Below are 15,399 nucleotides of genomic sequence, written 5' to 3'. Positions count from 1 at the left end.
GAGGATTATGCCGAATAGCTGACTGCGGAGCGTCCGACTTTTTGAATAACTTGCAGCGTCGCATTCGCCCCGAAGCCGTGCAAGCGCAATGCGTTTCCAATAACAAGCACCGATGAGGCAGACATGGCAATCGCCGCTAACAAAGGCGTGGCGTGGCCCAGGATGGCGATCGGCACGGCGACGGCATTGTAGACGATCGCAATCGCGATGTTCTGGCGGATCAGGTGTCCCGCCTTGCGCGAGACGTCCAGCGCGAGAGGCACTGCCAGAAGGCTTTCGCGCAGGAATACGAAGTCGGCGGCATTGCGGCCAATGTCGGCGGCGGTGGCCGGAGCGATCGAGACATGCGCCGCGCTCAGCGCCGGCGTGTCGTTGAGGCCGTCGCCAACCATCAGAACCTTGTGTCCGTCTTTCGCCAGGGTCTCGATGCGCTCGACCTTGCCCGACGGCAGCAGGCACGGAACGAAGTCGTCGACACCCAGCATTCTTGCAACTTCGCCGCAGGCACCTGCGGTATCGCCCGACAGCATTTGCATCGACACCCCAGTATCGTTCAATCGCTTGATCGCCGCCGCCGCGTCGGCGCGCAGCGCATCCTCGAAATCGAAGGTCGCGACAATGATCCCGTCTTTCGTCAGAACCGTTCCGCCATGGCCATGTTTGCCTTCGCCGCCGGTCCGGGCCTTCCATCCAGCCCATCCGCGTCGACCCAGCCGCCAGGTGCTTCCGGCGTCAGTGGCTTCGATGCCGAACCCTGGATGCTCGGTGACGGCATCGAATTTGTGCTGCCCGTCAAGAGCGGCAAAGCCGGCTATGGCCTTTGAAAACGGGTGACGCGAGTGCGCGGCCATGTCTGCCGCGATTGCCAGCATGGCCGGATCGATCGACGATGCATTGAGGAGCCGGGGTTGTCCGAGCGTGAGCGTTCCGGTCTTGTCGAACACTGCGTTATCAATCGTCGCCAGGCGCTCCATGGCCGAACCGTCCTTGACCATGATGCCGTTCTCGAACAGACGCCGCGCGGCGACCACCTGAACGATCGGTACGGCGAGGCCGAGCGCGCACGGGCAGGTGATGATCAGAACGGCAATGGCGATGGTTATCGCCCTATGCCAGTCGCCGGTCACCGCCATCCAGCCAAGGAACGTCGCGAAGGCTGTGAGATGAACCACCGGGGCATAGAGCGCTGAAACGCGATCGGCGATCCGGCGATAATGCGCGCGGCCGCCCTCTGCGGCTTCCATGAGCCGAACCATTTCCGCCAGAAACGAATCTTTCGCGGCGGCTGTCGCCTCAATCGTCAGCGGGCCGGTTAGGTTGAGGACACCAGCCTGCACGGCTTCGCCTGCTGCAACGCTTCGAGGCGTGCTCTCGCCCGAGACAAGCGAACAGTCCAGATCCGATGCCCCTTGAATGATTTTGCCGTCGACGGGTATCCTTTCGCCGGCAGCAATCAGCAGCTGCATCCCTGGTTCGATCTCGCCAACCGGCAGATAGTCGCGTGCGCCGTCGCCGCGCAGCACCATGGCGCCACGTGCGGCCAACTGGGACAGGCCTTTCACGGCGATCCGGGCACGTTCGCGCATCACGTGATCCAACGTGCGGCCGATCAACAGGAAGAACAGCAGCGACACCGATGCATCGAAATAAGCATGGTCGCCATGGTTGATCGTCTCATAGAGGCTCATGGCGTAGGCAAGCGACACCCCGACCGCGATCGGCACGTCCATGTTCATGCGGCCGTGGCGCAACGCATTCCAGGCCGAGCGGAAGAAGATGCCGCCGGCGAAGGCGAGTGCAGGGATGGCGATAAGCGCAGAGACCCAGTGGAACAGGTCGCGGGTAGCGCCTTCGGCACCGGACCAGACAGAGACCGAAAGCAGCATGATATTGCCCGCCGCGAACCCGGCAACCGCGACGGCGCGGATCAACTCCGAAAGCGTCCTGTCCTTTTCATCAATCTCGGGGGCGAAGAGATGCGCCTGGTAGCCGAGCCGTCCAAGCGCGGCGACGAACGGTGGAACCTCGTCGCCACGCCAGCGGACCGAGACCCGTTTCGTCGACAGGTTGACGCGGGCGCTCTCGACGCGATCGAGCGTTCCCAACGCCGTCTCGATCGTCTGGATACAAGCTGCGCAATGAACGCTCGGCACCGAAAGATCGGTTTGGCGGAGATCATCGCCAAGCGATCGGCTCGCCAGCCTGATCTCCTGACTAGACGGCAGGACCGACGTGGTGCTGCCCAGATCAAGCGCCATTTCGGCGCCCGGTGCACAACAACTCATTGCAGCGCTCCATGGGAAATCATGATCCTGCGGACGTCGCGATACGGTTTATCCAGACCGGCGTCGGCGTCGACTTCGACAATCCAGACGCCGTCCTTCGGCATGTGCTGGGCTGCGAATTCCTGGCCCGAGGCGGGTGCGAGGGTGACCGACTTGTCCTCCTTCTCGTACGCGGGATGGCGAAACAGCACCTTGACGCCGTGCAGGGGAACCGGCTTGCCAGCGGCATCGGTGAGGCTGTAGCGGACTTCACCCCATGCGATGGTCAGCTTGCCGGTCCAGCCAAGGGCTGCCTGTGCCCGTCCTTCCGTGGCCTTCTTGTTGAATTGCTGGCTCGCCACATAGGTGTTTTCGACGACGAGGCCAGTCCAGCTTGTGCTGGCGAGCGTCGCCATGGTCAAATTGACCGCGATGATCACGCCGAAAAAGGCGAGGATGATGGCCAGCATGTGCCTGCCGGTAAATTCACGAGGCTTTTGTACATTGGCAGTCATCTGGGGGCCTCCGGCGCGTTGAAGGTGGCGGTGTACTCGTTCGATTCGAAGCTGGCTCTGTCCTCGACGCGGAACTTGAAAGTCTGCGCCGGCGCGCGGATCTGGCCCGCGGGCTGGCGCACGAAGACTTTCAGCATTTTCAGGCGGTCGGGTTCGACCGGAATGGCGAATGAGCGGCCTGCCGGGATATCTTCGCCGACCACGCTCATGTCAGCTCCATCCAGGCCTTGGATCGTGACGACGAGCGTCCGCGGCTCCGGGATCATGTTGAGCAGCTTGACGGTATAGCCATTGCGGATGGAGCCGTCGGACAGCGTGACGAACTGAGGATTGCGATCATGCAACACGTTTAGTTCGAGCCGGTCGCGCGTCAGCAGGGAATAGAGCAGGCCGAGGCCGATCAGCGACCACAAGCCCATGTAGACGTAGGTGCGCGGCCGAAAGATCTTGCGGATGTGGAAATGCGCTACCTTGTCGGAGAACAGGCCATCAGCGGTCCTGACCAGCGACGGGTTGACTGAACTGGAGCCGCCCGCGGTTGCCAGCATCATATTGGTGTTGTAGTCGGAGAGCGTCGCGTAGGAGATCAGCCCGCGCTCCTTGCCGAGCTTGTCCATGACGCCGTCACAGGCGTCGATGCAGAGCGCGCAGGTGATGCATTCGAGCTGCTGGCCATCGCGAATGTCGATCCCCATCGGGCAGACCGCGACGCAGGCATTGCAGTCGACGCAGTCGCCGACGGACTGCCCTGCAGCTTGCACCTTCTTCGCATGGCGAGAACGCGGTTCGCCGCGCCAGTCATTGTAGGTGACGGTGAGCGAACTTTCGTCGAGCATGGCCGCCTGGATGCGCGGCCATGGGCACATATAGGTGCAGACCTGTTCTCGCATCAGCCCGCCGAACGTGTAGGTGGTCGCCGTCAGGACGGCGACGGTGATGTAGGCGACGGGCGCCGCGGTGCCGGTGAAGAGTTCGCCGACCAGCGTCGGCGCATCGGCAAAATAGAAGATCCAGGCGCCGCCAGTCGCCGCGCCTATGACGAGCCAGATGGTGTGCTTGAACACGCGCAGCATGAGCTTGCGCGCGGTCCAGGGACCTGCATCGAGCTTCATGCGGGCGTTACGGTCCCCCTCGATCGCACGTTCGACGACGAGGAACAGATCGACCCACACCGTCTGAGGGCATGCATAGCCGCACCAGGCACGGCCGACAGTCGAGGTGATCAGGAAAAGACCGACGCCCGCCATGACCAGGAGGCCGGCCACATAGAAGAATTCCTGGGGCCATATCTCGATGAAGAAGAAGTAGAAGCGCCGGTTCGCGAGATCGAGCAGGACTGCCTGGTCCGGGGCAAATGGACCGCGAGCCCAAGGCAGCCACGCAGCCAGGTAATAGATGCCAAGTGTGATCGTCATCACCAGCCATTTGAAGCGACGAAAGTTGCCCGAGGCGCGCTTCGGAAAGATCTTTTGACGCGCGGCATAAAGCGGCTTGCGGGTTTTGGCGGAATTGACAGTTTCTGTTTCGAGCCCTGTCAACTGCGTCTTGTCACGCATGTGCAACTCCACTTTCCCAGCCGATGTCAGGGGCACCTGTCGTAAAGCCTCGCCGTAGGATAGCCTTGCCGGGTTGTGCAGATCGCATTAGGGATGGTGTCGAGGCCCGGCTCACGCCAGGCCTCGTCCGCTTGGCAGGGGGGACCGAAGAATAGGGCTTCCATTCCTATTCTCCGCCGCCAAGCGAATGGACATAAACTGCAAGTTCCTTGACCTTGATCTCGCCGAGACGGCCAACCCAGGCCGGCATGACGCCCTGTTTTGGCGCACGGACCTGTGCGGCGATGGCTGTCTCACCGGATCCATAGAGCCAGATCGCATCGGTCAGGTCGGGGGCGCCGAATTCCCTGTTGCCTTTTGCATTGTCGCCGTGACAGGCCACGCAATTCTCGGCAAAGACCTTGGCGCCGGGTTGGATCAGACTTGCATCGCGGACCTTGCCGGAAAGGCTGGCCACGTAGGCGCTGACTTGTGCGATCTGGTCGGCGGTAATGATGTCGCCGAAGGCCGGCATTTCCGACAGCCGCGTTTCCGCATCAGTCGCAAAGCGGATGCCGTGCGTAATCGTCTGCTGGATCTGCTCGGCCTTGCCGCCCCATAGCCAGTCGTCGTCGTTGAGATTGGGAAAGCCCTTGGAACCCTGGGCGCCGGAGCCGTGACATTGTACGCAATTGACCTTGAAAGCGGCGCCACCGGCGGCGATTGCGAATTCGCGCAGGCCGTCGTCCGCGGCGATTTCCGAGACGCTCTTGGACTCCACCGCCGAGATATATTTGCCCTTGGCGGCCTCAGCCGCGGTCAGCTCGTTCCTGACCTCGTTGCGGCTGGAATAGCCGAGCACACCCGTTGTCGCCGAGTGCAACAGAGGCCATGCTGGATAGGCAATGGTGTAGCCTATCGCCCAGACAATGGTGACGTAAAAAGTGATGACCCACCATCTGGGAAGCGGGTTGTTCAGCTCCCGGATACCATCCCATTCGTGGCCGGTGGTCGAGACGCCAGAGATTTCATCGATATGCTCGTCGCTCATGATCACTCGTCCTCGAGCGGAATGCGGGCCGCTTCGTCGGCCAGCCTTCGGCTGCCGGGGCGTAGGGCAAAGGCGATGCACCCCACGAAGAACAGCGCCATCGCAACCAGGCCCCAGCTGTCGGCAAACGCCCGCATCAAATTGTAGGTCATCAGCGTTCTCCTCAGCGGTAGCCGGCGGCTTCGTCGTAATTTTTGAAGTCGACCAGTGTGCCAAGCATCTGCAGGTAGGCGAGCAGGGCATCCATTTCGGTGACCTGTTGCGGGTTGCCGTCGAAGTCGCCGATCTTGGCTTTTGGGTAACGCGCCTCAAGGCCTGATGTGTCGGCATTGGGATCGGCCTGCGCCCCCAGATCCGCATTGGCGTGGGCGATCATGTCATCCGTGTAAGGGACGGCTACAAGCCTGTTGGCGACCAGATGCGTCGAGAAATCCTTCACGTCGATCGGCGTGTCTTTCAGGAACCCATAGCTCGGCATGATCGATTCCGGCACCACCGAGCGCGGGTCGGTAAGATGCGCGACATGCCATGCATTCGAGTAGCGGTCGCCAACTCTGGCGAGATCCGGCCCGGTGCGCTTCGATCCCCACTGGAAGGGGTGATCGTACATGGACTCGGCAGCCAGGCTGTAGTGGCCATAGCGCTCAACTTCGTCGCGGAACGGCCTGATCATCTGGCTATGACAGAGGTAGCAGCCCTCGCGCATATAGATGTTGCGCCCGACAAGTTCGAGCGGCGAATAGGGGCGCATGCCTTCCACCTTCTCGATCGTATTGTCGAGATAGAAGAGAGGCGCGATCTCGACGATGCCGCCGACCGTCACCACGAGCAGCGAGCCAACGAGAAGAAGCGTGGCGTTCTTCTCGATGATTGCGTGTTTGTCCATCAAGCCCATTACCTGGCTCCTGATCGCGCAGGTCGGATGGCGACGGGGCTCGGCATCGGCTCCTCCTCGCGCTGGTGGCCGAGGATGGTCCTGGTGATGTTCCAGGCCATGATCAGGGCGCCGGAGAGGTACATGGCGCCGCCGATGGCGCGCATGACATAGTAGGGGTGCATGGCGGCGACGGTTTCGGCGAAGGAGTAGACGAGGAAGCCCTGCTCGCCATATTCGCGCCACATCAGGCCCTGCATGATGCCGGACACCCACATCACCGCGGCGTAGACGACGATCCCGAGTGTCGCCAGCCAGAAGTGCCAGGTGACGAGCCTCAGCGAGTAGAGCCGTTGACGGTTCCAGAGCTTCGGGACCATGTAGTAGATCGCGCCGAACGAGATCATGCCGACCCAGCCGAGCGCACCCGAATGGACGTGCCCGATGGTCCAGTCGGTATAATGCGACAGCGAATTGACCGCCCGGATCGCCATGATGGGGCCTTCGAAGGTCGACATGCCATAGAAGGCGACGGCCATCACCATCATGCGTATGATCGGATCGGTGCGCAGCTTGTCCCAGGCGCCGGACAGCGTCATCAGGCCGTTGATCATGCCGCCCCAGGACGGCATCCACAGCATGATCGAGAACACCATGCCGAGCGTCTGCGCCCAATCGGGCAAGGCGGTGTAGTGCAGGTGATGCGGCCCGGCCCAGATGTAGAGAAAGATGATAGCCCAGAAATGGACGATCGACAGCCGGTACGAATAGACTGGCCGGTTCGCCTGCTTGGGCACGAAATAATACATCATGCCGAGGAAGCCGGCGGTGAGAAAGAAGCCGACCGCGTTGTGGCCGTACCACCATTGCGTCAAGGCGTCCTGGACCCCTGAAAAGGCGGAGTAGCTCTTGGAGCCCAGGAACGAGACTGGTATGGACAGGTTGTTGACCACATGCAGCATCGCGATGGTCACGATGAACGACAGGTAGAACCAGTTGGCCACGTAGATATGCGGTTCCTTGCGCTTCAGGATCGTGCCAAGGAACAGAATGAGGTAGGCGACCCAGACGATGGTCAGCCAGACATCCACATACCATTCGGGTTCGGCGTACTCGCGGCCCTCGGTGATGCCGAGCAGGTAGCCGGTCGCGGCCATGACGATGAAAAGCTGGTAGCCCCAGAAGACGAACCAGGCGAGATCACGGCCGAAGAGGCGCGCGCGGCAGGTGCGCTGCACGACATACAGAGACGTGCAAAGCAGCGCGTTGCCGCCGAAGGCGAAAACGACACCGGATGTGTGCAACGGCCGCAAACGACCGAAATTGAACCAGGGCTGGATGTTGAGATCGGGGTAGGCGAGCTGCAGCGCGATCACCACGCCGACCAGCATGCCGACGACACCCCAGAACACGGTGGCGATCGCGCCGTAGCGGATCGGACCATCCATGTAAGCGGATGGGTCAATCGGAGCTGCTGGCCTGAACTCCGTGTTGCGCAACAGGATCGCAGTGAAACCAGCCACTGCGAAGAACAACACCCACATGTGTCGGCGGAAAGGTTCATCCACGCCGAAGCCGGCGGCCACCAGGGCCGCAAAAGCGAACACGCTTAGAAGGACGATCTCTGTGCCGAATTTCATTGCAGATCCCGATCTCGAATCTGGTGGATGCCAAATCCGCAGCGCACTAATCGCGCAGCCGCCGCCCCCTCGCCCTGATCTATGTCAGGCCGCACGATTTTGTGCGGCGCAATCAGCAGGTGGCGAATGAACGAGGAACGCAGCGCGGGCTCACCCCCTCATGGAAGGCGTTCCCTGGGTTGGGCGGGCGCAGACGCGATCGCTGAGGCGAAAGCTGAGGCCCTGCGCGCGTTGGATGCTATTGCCGATGCCCTGCCAAACGTTGTTCGGATCCCATTGGAAACGAACGCGATCGTTCCGCCGAGCCGTGGCAGATTAAGGACCATGCTTCGCCGGTATGTGCCGAAACACACCTGGCGATTGGTCACGTTCCTATCAAAGCCCGAAAGCTGTTTGTCTCGACCGTGACGCCGCTTCGTCGAAGGCGCGGCAACATCGCATTAAAAGGCAAACACGGCCCGCCCCGGAGTCATGCGACATGGCCTCGCCGCTTAGGGCCGCTCGCGTCCGCCGCCACAGCGCTTCTCCAGACGGCTTATGCTGTCCACCGTCACATGGCGTGCGTTCTCAATCCGAATCACCCCGTCAGCCCGCAATCGCGTCAGTTGGCGGCTCACGGTCTCGTTGGTGATTCCAAGGAAATCAGACATTTCGACACGCGTCAGCGGCAGATCGAAGGACGCCGACCCGGAAGCCGCATCGAGACTGGAATCGATATTCCGGGCCATCATGAGGAGAAAAGTCGCCACCTTTTCCGGAGCTGTCTTGCGCCCCAGCGTCACCATCCACTCGCGCGCCTCATCGAGTTCATTCAGCGTCTGTTTGAGCAGGCGATGCTCGAATTCCCGTGACGCCTTCATCATCCGTTCGACGGCCGCTCGCGGAAACGAACACAGCGTGACTGCTGTTGCCGCTTCCGCATTGATCGAGCTTTCCACCTTGAAAGGACGTCCCAGAAAATCCGGTGCAAACTGGAGACCGACGATCTGCTGGCGCCCATCCGACAGGCTCTTTGATAGCTTTACAACGCCTGAAAGCACGTTGGAGTAGCTGTCGACGTTCTGTGCCTCGCCGGTCAACTCCATTCCTGACTCGATCCGGCGACGCGAGCAAGTCTTGGCGAGCCCAACCAAATTGTCTGGATCGAGCGCACCGCAGACACCGCGACGCCGTGCCTCGCAAGGGAAGCAAAGAACAGGAATGCCGGAACTATGAATGTCTTGCCGAAAGGTCATGCGTTCGCCTTACCCGATCCTAACTGCCGGCAGGATACCCATCCAGGGTAGAGAAATCCTGCGGCGGTTTGTCCATGAGCGCGGCTGATCGAGATCAGGGTCTGCTTCAGCGATGCGTGCAGTGTTCCGGCGGGCAACACGGTGAACGCGAGATGCAATCGGAAATAGCTGTCAAACTCAGCGAGAACGTCCCACGCTACACCAGCTATCCGACGGCGCCGCATTTCCATTCGGGGATCGATGCTGCCATTTACCGTGGCTGGTTGGAGACGCTGGAAAGCGGCGACGAAATCTCGCTGTACCTGCACATTCCTTACTGCGACAAGCTCTGCTGGTTCTGCGCCTGCCACACCAAGCAGACGCACCAATATGAGCCGGTGGCCGCTTATCTGCGCTCGCTGAATGCCGAAATCGTCACGATTGCCGGTCTGCTGAGCGGCAAGGCACATGTCCGTGCAATCCACTTCGGTGGCGGTTCGCCAACTATTCTGAGGCCCGATGATATGGTTGCTCTTGGAGCGGCCTTGCGGGACAGCTTCGACTTTCTCCCGGATGCTACGGTCAGCATCGAAATCGAAACCAACGACATGGACAAGGCGCGCCTTGATGCACTTGCTCAAATCGGCGTAACCCGGGCGAGCCTCGGCGTGCAGGATTTCGATCCGCAAGTGCAAAAAGCAATTAATCGTGAGCAGAGTTTTTTGCAGACCAAGGCAGTCGTCGACGGGGTTCGTTCGCGGGGCGTCGAATCGGTCAATCTGGACCTGCTCTACGGGCTCCCGAATCAGACACGCGAGACGATCTGTTCCACGGTGGCGCAGGCACTGACCTTGGAGCCAGACCGGATGGCCCTGTTCGGCTACGCACATGTGCCCTGGTTCAAGAAGCATCAGACGATGATCGACGAGGCATGGCTGCCGAGTCCCACTGAGCGTTTCGCCCAATCTCAACTCGCGGCGCGGGCAATTGTCGCCAAGGGATATGAGGCAATAGGACTCGATCATTTCGCGAAGCCCGACGATGCGCTGGCCATAGCGGCCCGCGCAGGAGTTTTGCATCGCAATTTTCAGGGCTACACTGAGGATCGCTGCCCGACACTGATCGGACTTGGCCCTTCGTCCATCGGTCGTTTTCGCCAAGGCTACGTGCAAAACATGGCTTCGACTGCCGGGTACGGGCGCATGGTTGCGGATGGCGGGTTGGCTGCCGTCCGCGGCGTTGCCCTTTCCGACGACGATCGCGTCCGTGGCTGGATCATCGAGCGGCTGATGTGTGATTTTGCCTTCTCGGCAGTCGATCTGGTGGAGCGGTTCGGCAAAGCCGGCGAGCAGCTCCTTCATCGCTCGAGGTCCATCGCACTCCACGATCCTGCCCGAGCGCTTGAATTCGATGGTGACAGTTTCCTCGTACGGACTGAAAGTCGCCCCTTCATTCGAACCATCGCGGCCAAGTTCGATACATATTTCAAAGGGGGAACGGCGAGGCACTCGGTGGCGGTCTGAGCAAAGCACAGTGCGCTCGCCGTTTGGTCGATCGGCGAACCAGCTGCGTTCGTTTTGACCGCTCATAGGCGACTACCGCATCAAATCGAAAATGCAAACTTAGGCTGTTGCGCGGTATCTCCTTCCACATCCTCTCTTGCGCATACCTACATTCCAAGGGGTTTGATCCTATGCTTCGCGAGGAGCAGGTAGGTCGCGACAGCTAGGCAATGTTCCAGCTGCCCTAGCGGAGGAGTCACGATTTTCCGGCAAGCTCCGTCGGCAGACGTTCTTTTCTGGCCCTGGCAAAGGCTCGGTCGCCTTCCAGAAACGCCGCCAGCATGAAAGGGATGAGTTCTGCCACGGTTTCAGACTGACCATAGGTCTGACGGTAAAGTGCAGCATACTCCTTGAGTGTTTGGCTCAGCTCCGCGCTGACGGTAATGGTGATCTTCGAAGCTGTTCGGTCCGGAAGTTTTCCAAGTTTCAGGTCAGCCATGATAACTCCTGCTCAACTGGCGTATGGCCGCAGCACGATGTCCTTGTGCACGATGACGCGCAGTGGCCAACCTGGGCGGACGACGATGGTGGGCTGGATATTGAGGTTTTTTTCGGTGATGCGCTGGCCGGCTCGACTGGCGTTCTGCTGGGCTGATTCCCGGATCGCCTTGACCAGATCGCTCTCGTTTTCGCCGAGGCTGAATTCTGTGCCGACACCGAGCAATGTGGCAAGCGCCACTCCCTTGATCATCTGCCAAGTGTGGAAATCGACTTTGTCTTCCAGCCCTGCGTAGCCGGCGGTGTCGCTCGCGGGCAGATTGTCGATTTCGGCCGACGAGCCGTCGGGCAGCAGAATGCGCTGCCAGACCAGCAGCGCTCGCTTTTGCCCGAACGCGACGACGCTGTCGTAGACGCCGATAAGACGTGAGCCCTGCGGAATCAGCAATATGTTGCCCGTGACCGTGTCGTGCACATTTTCGGTGACTTGCGCGACGACAAGGCCCGGCAAATCGGAATTGATGCCGGTGATCAGGCTGGCGGCAATCACGCTGCCAGCCATCAGTTGATATGGCGAGATCGGCGTCTGAAGCGCATGCGGATTGTAGATCCCGCCAGTGCTCCGCTGGCTGAGAAAATCAAGCTTTCGCTGCTGATTGTTCTGGTCGCCTTCCGCCGCCGCCACCGAGGCTGACGCGCGTCCTGCTTCGGATTGGGGAAGCGCCTCAAATGGATGCTGAGCAGTTTGCACGCTCTCTCCGACATCTGTCTGTTGAGCTCGATTTTCGACGCGGAAAAGCACCCGCGATTCACGCGCTTCGATCGCCTGCTGCGCTAGACGCTGCTCCTCGGCCGAGATGTCTTGGCCCGGCACGATGCCGAGCTGGCGCTGCCGCTCGAGGATGGGGCGGCCGAGGTCGCCCGGCAAAGGTAGCCCAAGGACGGGAGGCTTTGGCTTCATGCCGGAATAGTCATGGGGAAGCGTATCGAGTCCCTCGGCGGTTGGTTTGCGCTCAGTGTTGTAGAGATCTTCCGCCTGATCCCTGATGCGAAGGGCCGGCCCCTGGAGGGCGATCATGGTAACGCCGAAGACAGCGCCGGATCCGAGCGCTGCGATAGCGATGATCACACCGCGCCTGAACCGCACCACGCGGCGGGGAGAGGCCCGAAGCTGCAGTTCCTCGGGATCCAGTTTCGGCGGGATGCCAGAGCGGGAATTTTCGATCATGAGCCCTCACCTCGCCGGCTGCCGCGAAAGAGCGAGATCCGCCGTTGCGGTTGCCTGCCGTCAATCCTGCTGATGCGGATCACCTGCTGCCGCTTGGTGCCGAGGCGAAGTTCGGCCGCGGCGAAGAGCCGATCGACGATGTAATAGTTGCCGCGCACGCGATAGTTGACGAGCTCGCTGCTCCCATCTGCGCCGACGATGAAGAGTGGTGGCGCCTCGCCCTGATCTATGCGACGAGGGAACTCAATATAGACCTTGCTGCCGTCGTCGAAGGCTCGCGTCGGTCTCCAGGGCGGTGTGTCGCCACTGATTGAGTAGCGAAAGCGAAGGTTTTCGAGCGCGATGTTCGACGCGACCGGTGTAACTGCCTCGGCTTGAGCATTGCGCTGGCGAAGCGCGATGATCTGGTCTTGGCTGTAGGTCCAGGAGATTGCCGCCATTGCGGTCTTCTCGGTGCTTTGAAGCTGCAAATGATAGGTCCGCCGGTCCGTCGTAATGACGACATTGGTGGCAAGACCCGGCGCGAAGGGTTTTACCAGAACATGGGTGCGCTGATTGTCACCGGTGCCGCTTGCGGTATCGCCAATGACCCAGCGCACGGTGTCGCCAGCCGACACGGCGGTTAGTTTCTCGCCCGGCTGCAGAGCGATGTCGGTCACGCGCTCCGGCGCGGCATAGAGTTGATAAAGCGCGCCATCGGTGAAGGGGTAGACTTGCACTGCATTAACATACCCGTACTTGGTGGGTTGCTGGGTCGCGGCTTTGTTGGCATCAGCGACGCGTTCTTCAGGAGGGCGCTTGTCCTCGGCCTTGCCGGGCTCGGGCTGCATTTGGCCAGGCAGCGGCAGTGGTTTTGGCACCTCGACAATTCTAATCGGCCTCTCCGGCGCTTTTTCGATCGCGGCCGGTTTGAAGTCGGCAGCGTCATAGGAAATCTCAGGCGGCGGCACCTTCTTCGATGCACAAGCGGAAACGACCGCTGCCGACACCGATAGGATCAGCACGGCACGAATCGGTGACATTTTACCTTTCATTGGTGGACTCCGTCGGAGAAAGGGGGGCTGGGACGGCGCTGTCGAGCTCGCGTGACCAGTCAATGGCATTGATGAAGACGCCGAGCGGATTCTTGCGCAGCTGATCCGTATTGCTTGGCGAGCGGATCACGATCGTGAGGATCGCAGTCCAGCGCATCGTGCTGGCAAGGCTTCCGCGCTCAAACACCTGCTCGGTCCATTTGACCTGGAATGAACTTTCGGAGGCTCTGACCACGCTGGTGACCTGTACCGAAACACTGCGCGTTCCGATCTGACCGAAGGGGTCGTTCGCCTTGGCGTATTCGTTGAGGAAGAGCGCTGCGCGATCGCTAGCAAAGTCGTACGCTGCCAACCAGTTCTGCCGAACCAAAACCGGATCGGTGGAAACGGAACGGACATTCTGGATGAAGCGGCCGAGATGCCAGGCGATCTGAGCATCCGAGGGCTCATAATTCCGGACCGCCGGCGCGACGGCGCGCGTCTCGCCGAAGCCATCGACCTCGACGACATAAGGCACGACACGGCTTTGCATCGACTGCCATACGAGTCCGCCGGAAAGCCCGGTCGCCAAGGCCAGGCAGCCAAGGGCCATGATCCGCCAGTTCCTGGCCTGCAGTCGAGATGAGCCGATGCGCTCGTCCCACAGTTGGGCGGCTTTTTGATACGGCGTGACCGGTTCGGGTGTTTTGCCGTAACGGTGCACGGGTCGCTTGAAGAGCATCTAGTCATCCTTGTCGTTGAGAGAGGGGTTGGCGCTGCCTCCCGGCCGGTCTCCGTCTCGGACAGCTTGCATGGCAGCGTGGCGATTTGCCCGGGCGGTCTGTTCAGAACGTAGGCGCCTTGCCCACGTCGGCGCCGAAACAGTGGCCGAACCGGCAGAGCGTTCGGTCATTGACGCTGTCGGCGCGCCGCCGGTCGCGGTCCACGCGGCATCGCGCCCGGCATCGGCGTTGCGCCCAACACTTGCAGTGGCGGATCGCGCTATGCGTATAGCGGCGCCGCCAGCTGCACTGGTTACACCATGCATTCCAGCAGCCACACCGGAGAGGCCAGCGTCGGGCGAGGTTGCGCGCCCGATCTGCCATGACGTGGAAGCAGCCGATCCCATTGTTGTGCCGGCTCGGATGGCGGCGAGACCGCCGCTGGTTGCCATACGCGCGCCAGCAAATGCTGTGCCTCCAGCAACGAGTGATACACCCGCTGCCGCCGCGGTCGTGCCGAGGGCGGCGCCCGCCCCAAGCTGCGGTGCGCCTGAGACGAGACCCGACGCGATCCCCGGCCCAAAAATGCCAAGGCCAAGCAGTGCCAGTGCGCCCAGTACCTGGGACATGGCACCGGCAAGATCCGGCTCCTTGCCTTGCAATGCGGAAGCGAACTCCCCGAAGAGCGTGGAGCCGATACCGACAATGACGGCGAGCACCATCACCTTGATGCCTGACGAGATAACATGGCCGAGCACGCGTTCGGCCAGGAACGCTGAACGGTTCCAAAGTGCGAATGGAACCAAAACAAAACCTGCCAGCGTGGCGAGCTTGAACTCTAGGATGGTGATGAAAAGCTGGATGGAAAGGATGAAGAAGGCGATGATAACCAGGAACCAGGCCATCAGCAGCACGAAGATGGTCAGTGCGTTGCCGAAGATTTCCGGGAAGCCCAGGAGCTGACTGGCTTGGTCAAGCATTGGCCAAGCACCTTCGAAACCGGTCGCGGCAATGCGGCCCGGGCGCAAGAGATTGTCTGCCGACAGATTGCCGGCCGACGCCTTAATCCCGAGACCGGCAAAAGAACGATAAACGATATCGGCGAGGTTCTTGAAATTGTTCAGAATGAAGGCGAAGACGCCAACATAGAGCACCTTGCGGACAAGCCGGCCGAGAACGCTGGTTTCGTCGCCGAGCGCCCACGCCAGGCCGGCAAGTGTGATGTCAATGCCGATCAGAATGGTAGTGAGGAAGGCGAGGTCGCCCGATAGCAGACCGAACCCGCTGTCGATGTAGCGGATGAAGGTCTCCATGAAGCGATCGATGACGCCAAGGTCGTTCAT

Annotated in this window: 14 protein-coding genes; 1 reads left to right on the top strand and 13 read right to left on the bottom strand. The window is 60.9% G+C overall.

All coding sequences use genetic code 11. The features are described from left to right. Positions 1–5: 5 nt before the first annotated feature. From JT360_RS07105 to JT360_RS07070, 8 genes are all read right to left on the bottom strand, one after another. Entirely contained in the window at positions 6–2,285 is a 2,280-nt protein-coding gene (locus JT360_RS07105) for a heavy metal translocating P-type ATPase (protein ID WP_214470767.1), read from the bottom strand. Beyond that, complete coding sequence (locus JT360_RS07100) at positions 2,282–2,779, bottom strand: FixH family protein (RefSeq protein ID WP_024502867.1); 498 nt, start codon at positions 2,777–2,779, stop codon at positions 2,282–2,284. Before JT360_RS07100 ends, JT360_RS07105 begins: the two co-directional genes overlap by 4 nt. Next, a complete protein-coding gene (gene ccoG, locus JT360_RS07095) occupies positions 2,776–4,335 on the bottom strand; it encodes a cytochrome c oxidase accessory protein CcoG (protein ID WP_024502866.1) in 1,560 nt (519 codons plus the stop codon). The genes JT360_RS07100 and ccoG overlap by 4 nt, the downstream gene beginning before the upstream one ends. Before the next feature lie 166 nt (positions 4,336–4,501). Next, entirely contained in the window at positions 4,502–5,365 is an 864-nt protein-coding gene (gene ccoP, locus JT360_RS07090; RefSeq protein ID WP_024502865.1) for a cytochrome-c oxidase, cbb3-type subunit III, read from the bottom strand. 2 nt (positions 5,366–5,367) lie between these two features. Next, positions 5,368–5,517 carry a cbb3-type cytochrome c oxidase subunit 3 gene (locus JT360_RS07085; RefSeq protein ID WP_024502864.1) on the bottom strand — a complete coding sequence of 50 codons (150 nt, stop codon included), beginning with the start codon at positions 5,515–5,517 and terminating at the stop codon, positions 5,368–5,370. An 11-nt stretch (positions 5,518–5,528) separates the two neighbouring features. After that, on the bottom strand, positions 5,529–6,260 hold the full coding sequence (ccoO, locus tag JT360_RS07080; protein ID WP_024502863.1) for a cytochrome-c oxidase, cbb3-type subunit II: 732 nt from the start codon (positions 6,258–6,260) through the stop codon (positions 5,529–5,531). Continuing rightward, entirely contained in the window at positions 6,260–7,879 is a 1,620-nt protein-coding gene (gene ccoN, locus JT360_RS07075) for a cytochrome-c oxidase, cbb3-type subunit I (RefSeq protein ID WP_024502862.1), read from the bottom strand. The genes ccoO and ccoN overlap by 1 nt, the downstream gene beginning before the upstream one ends. 491 nt (positions 7,880–8,370) lie before the next feature. Continuing rightward, complete coding sequence (locus JT360_RS07070) at positions 8,371–9,114, bottom strand: Crp/Fnr family transcriptional regulator (RefSeq protein WP_126057787.1); 744 nt, start codon at positions 9,112–9,114, stop codon at positions 8,371–8,373. 152 nt (positions 9,115–9,266) lie between these two features. On the opposite strand from JT360_RS07070, the gene hemN reads away from it, so the two are divergent. Next, entirely contained in the window at positions 9,267–10,616 is a 1,350-nt protein-coding gene (gene hemN / locus JT360_RS07065; protein WP_126059321.1) for an oxygen-independent coproporphyrinogen III oxidase, read from the top strand. 235 nt (positions 10,617–10,851) lie between these two features. On the opposite strand, the gene JT360_RS07060 is transcribed toward hemN, so the two are convergent. Genes JT360_RS07060 through trbL form a run of 5 tightly spaced genes read right to left on the bottom strand, consistent with a single transcriptional unit; the run spans position 10,852 to position 15,399 of the window. Continuing rightward, the gene (locus tag JT360_RS07060; RefSeq protein WP_126057786.1) at positions 10,852–11,094 is read right to left on the bottom strand and encodes a DUF2274 domain-containing protein; all 243 of its coding nucleotides are present in this window, start codon (positions 11,092–11,094) and stop codon (positions 10,852–10,854) included. Positions 11,095–11,106: 12 nt separating this feature from the next. After that, on the bottom strand, positions 11,107–12,321 hold the full coding sequence (locus JT360_RS07055) for a TraB/TrbI/VirB10 family type IV secretion system protein (protein WP_126057785.1): 1,215 nt from the start codon (positions 12,319–12,321) through the stop codon (positions 11,107–11,109). Next, positions 12,318–13,343, bottom strand: a complete 1,026-nt coding sequence (gene trbG, locus JT360_RS07050) for a P-type conjugative transfer protein TrbG (protein ID WP_127232321.1) — start codon at positions 13,341–13,343, stop codon at positions 12,318–12,320. The genes JT360_RS07055 and trbG overlap by 4 nt, the downstream gene beginning before the upstream one ends. Position 13,344: 1 nt before the next feature. Then, entirely contained in the window at positions 13,345–14,076 is a 732-nt protein-coding gene (gene trbF / locus JT360_RS07045; protein ID WP_126063930.1) for a conjugal transfer protein TrbF, read from the bottom strand. After that, positions 14,077–15,399, bottom strand: coding sequence for a P-type conjugative transfer protein TrbL (trbL, locus tag JT360_RS07040; protein WP_127317705.1), 1,323 nt, complete (start codon positions 15,397–15,399; stop codon positions 14,077–14,079).

It is taken from the genome of Mesorhizobium sp. dw_380 (genome assembly GCF_018588885.1).
Taxonomy (GTDB): Bacteria; Pseudomonadota; Alphaproteobacteria; order Rhizobiales; family Rhizobiaceae; genus Mesorhizobium.
Note: the sequence above shows the minus strand (reverse complement) of the source record. Positions and strands in the feature narration are given on the sequence as shown.

Bases quoted from the DNA above. Each gene is read 5' to 3' on its own strand.
- JT360_RS07100 (WP_024502867.1), bottom strand. From the start codon at position 2,779: ATGACTGCCAATGTACAAAAGCCTCGTGAATTTACCGGCAGGCACATG.
- trbG (WP_127232321.1), bottom strand. From the start codon at position 13,343: ATGTCACCGATTCGTGCCGTGCTGATCCTATCGGTGTCGGCAGCGGTC.
- JT360_RS07085 (WP_024502864.1), bottom strand. From the start codon at position 5,517: ATGACCTACAATTTGATGCGGGCGTTTGCCGACAGCTGGGGCCTGGTT.
- JT360_RS07055 (WP_126057785.1), bottom strand. From the start codon at position 12,321: ATGATCGAAAATTCCCGCTCTGGCATCCCGCCGAAACTGGATCCCGAG.
- trbF (WP_126063930.1), bottom strand. From the start codon at position 14,076: ATGCTCTTCAAGCGACCCGTGCACCGTTACGGCAAAACACCCGAACCG.
- hemN (WP_126059321.1), top strand. From the start codon at position 9,267: ATGCAATCGGAAATAGCTGTCAAACTCAGCGAGAACGTCCCACGCTAC.
- ccoN (WP_024502862.1), bottom strand. From the start codon at position 7,879: ATGAAATTCGGCACAGAGATCGTCCTTCTAAGCGTGTTCGCTTTTGCG.
- JT360_RS07060 (WP_126057786.1), bottom strand. From the start codon at position 11,094: ATGGCTGACCTGAAACTTGGAAAACTTCCGGACCGAACAGCTTCGAAG.
- ccoO (WP_024502863.1), bottom strand. From the start codon at position 6,260: ATGGGCTTGATGGACAAACACGCAATCATCGAGAAGAACGCCACGCTT.
- ccoP (WP_024502865.1), bottom strand. From the start codon at position 5,365: ATGAGCGACGAGCATATCGATGAAATCTCTGGCGTCTCGACCACCGGC.
- JT360_RS07105 (WP_214470767.1), bottom strand. From the start codon at position 2,285: ATGAGTTGTTGTGCACCGGGCGCCGAAATGGCGCTTGATCTGGGCAGC.
- ccoG (WP_024502866.1), bottom strand. From the start codon at position 4,335: ATGCGTGACAAGACGCAGTTGACAGGGCTCGAAACAGAAACTGTCAAT.
- trbL (WP_127317705.1), bottom strand. From the start codon at position 15,399: ATGAACGACCTTGGCGTCATCGATCGCTTCATGGAGACCTTCATCCGC.
- JT360_RS07070 (WP_126057787.1), bottom strand. From the start codon at position 9,114: ATGACCTTTCGGCAAGACATTCATAGTTCCGGCATTCCTGTTCTTTGC.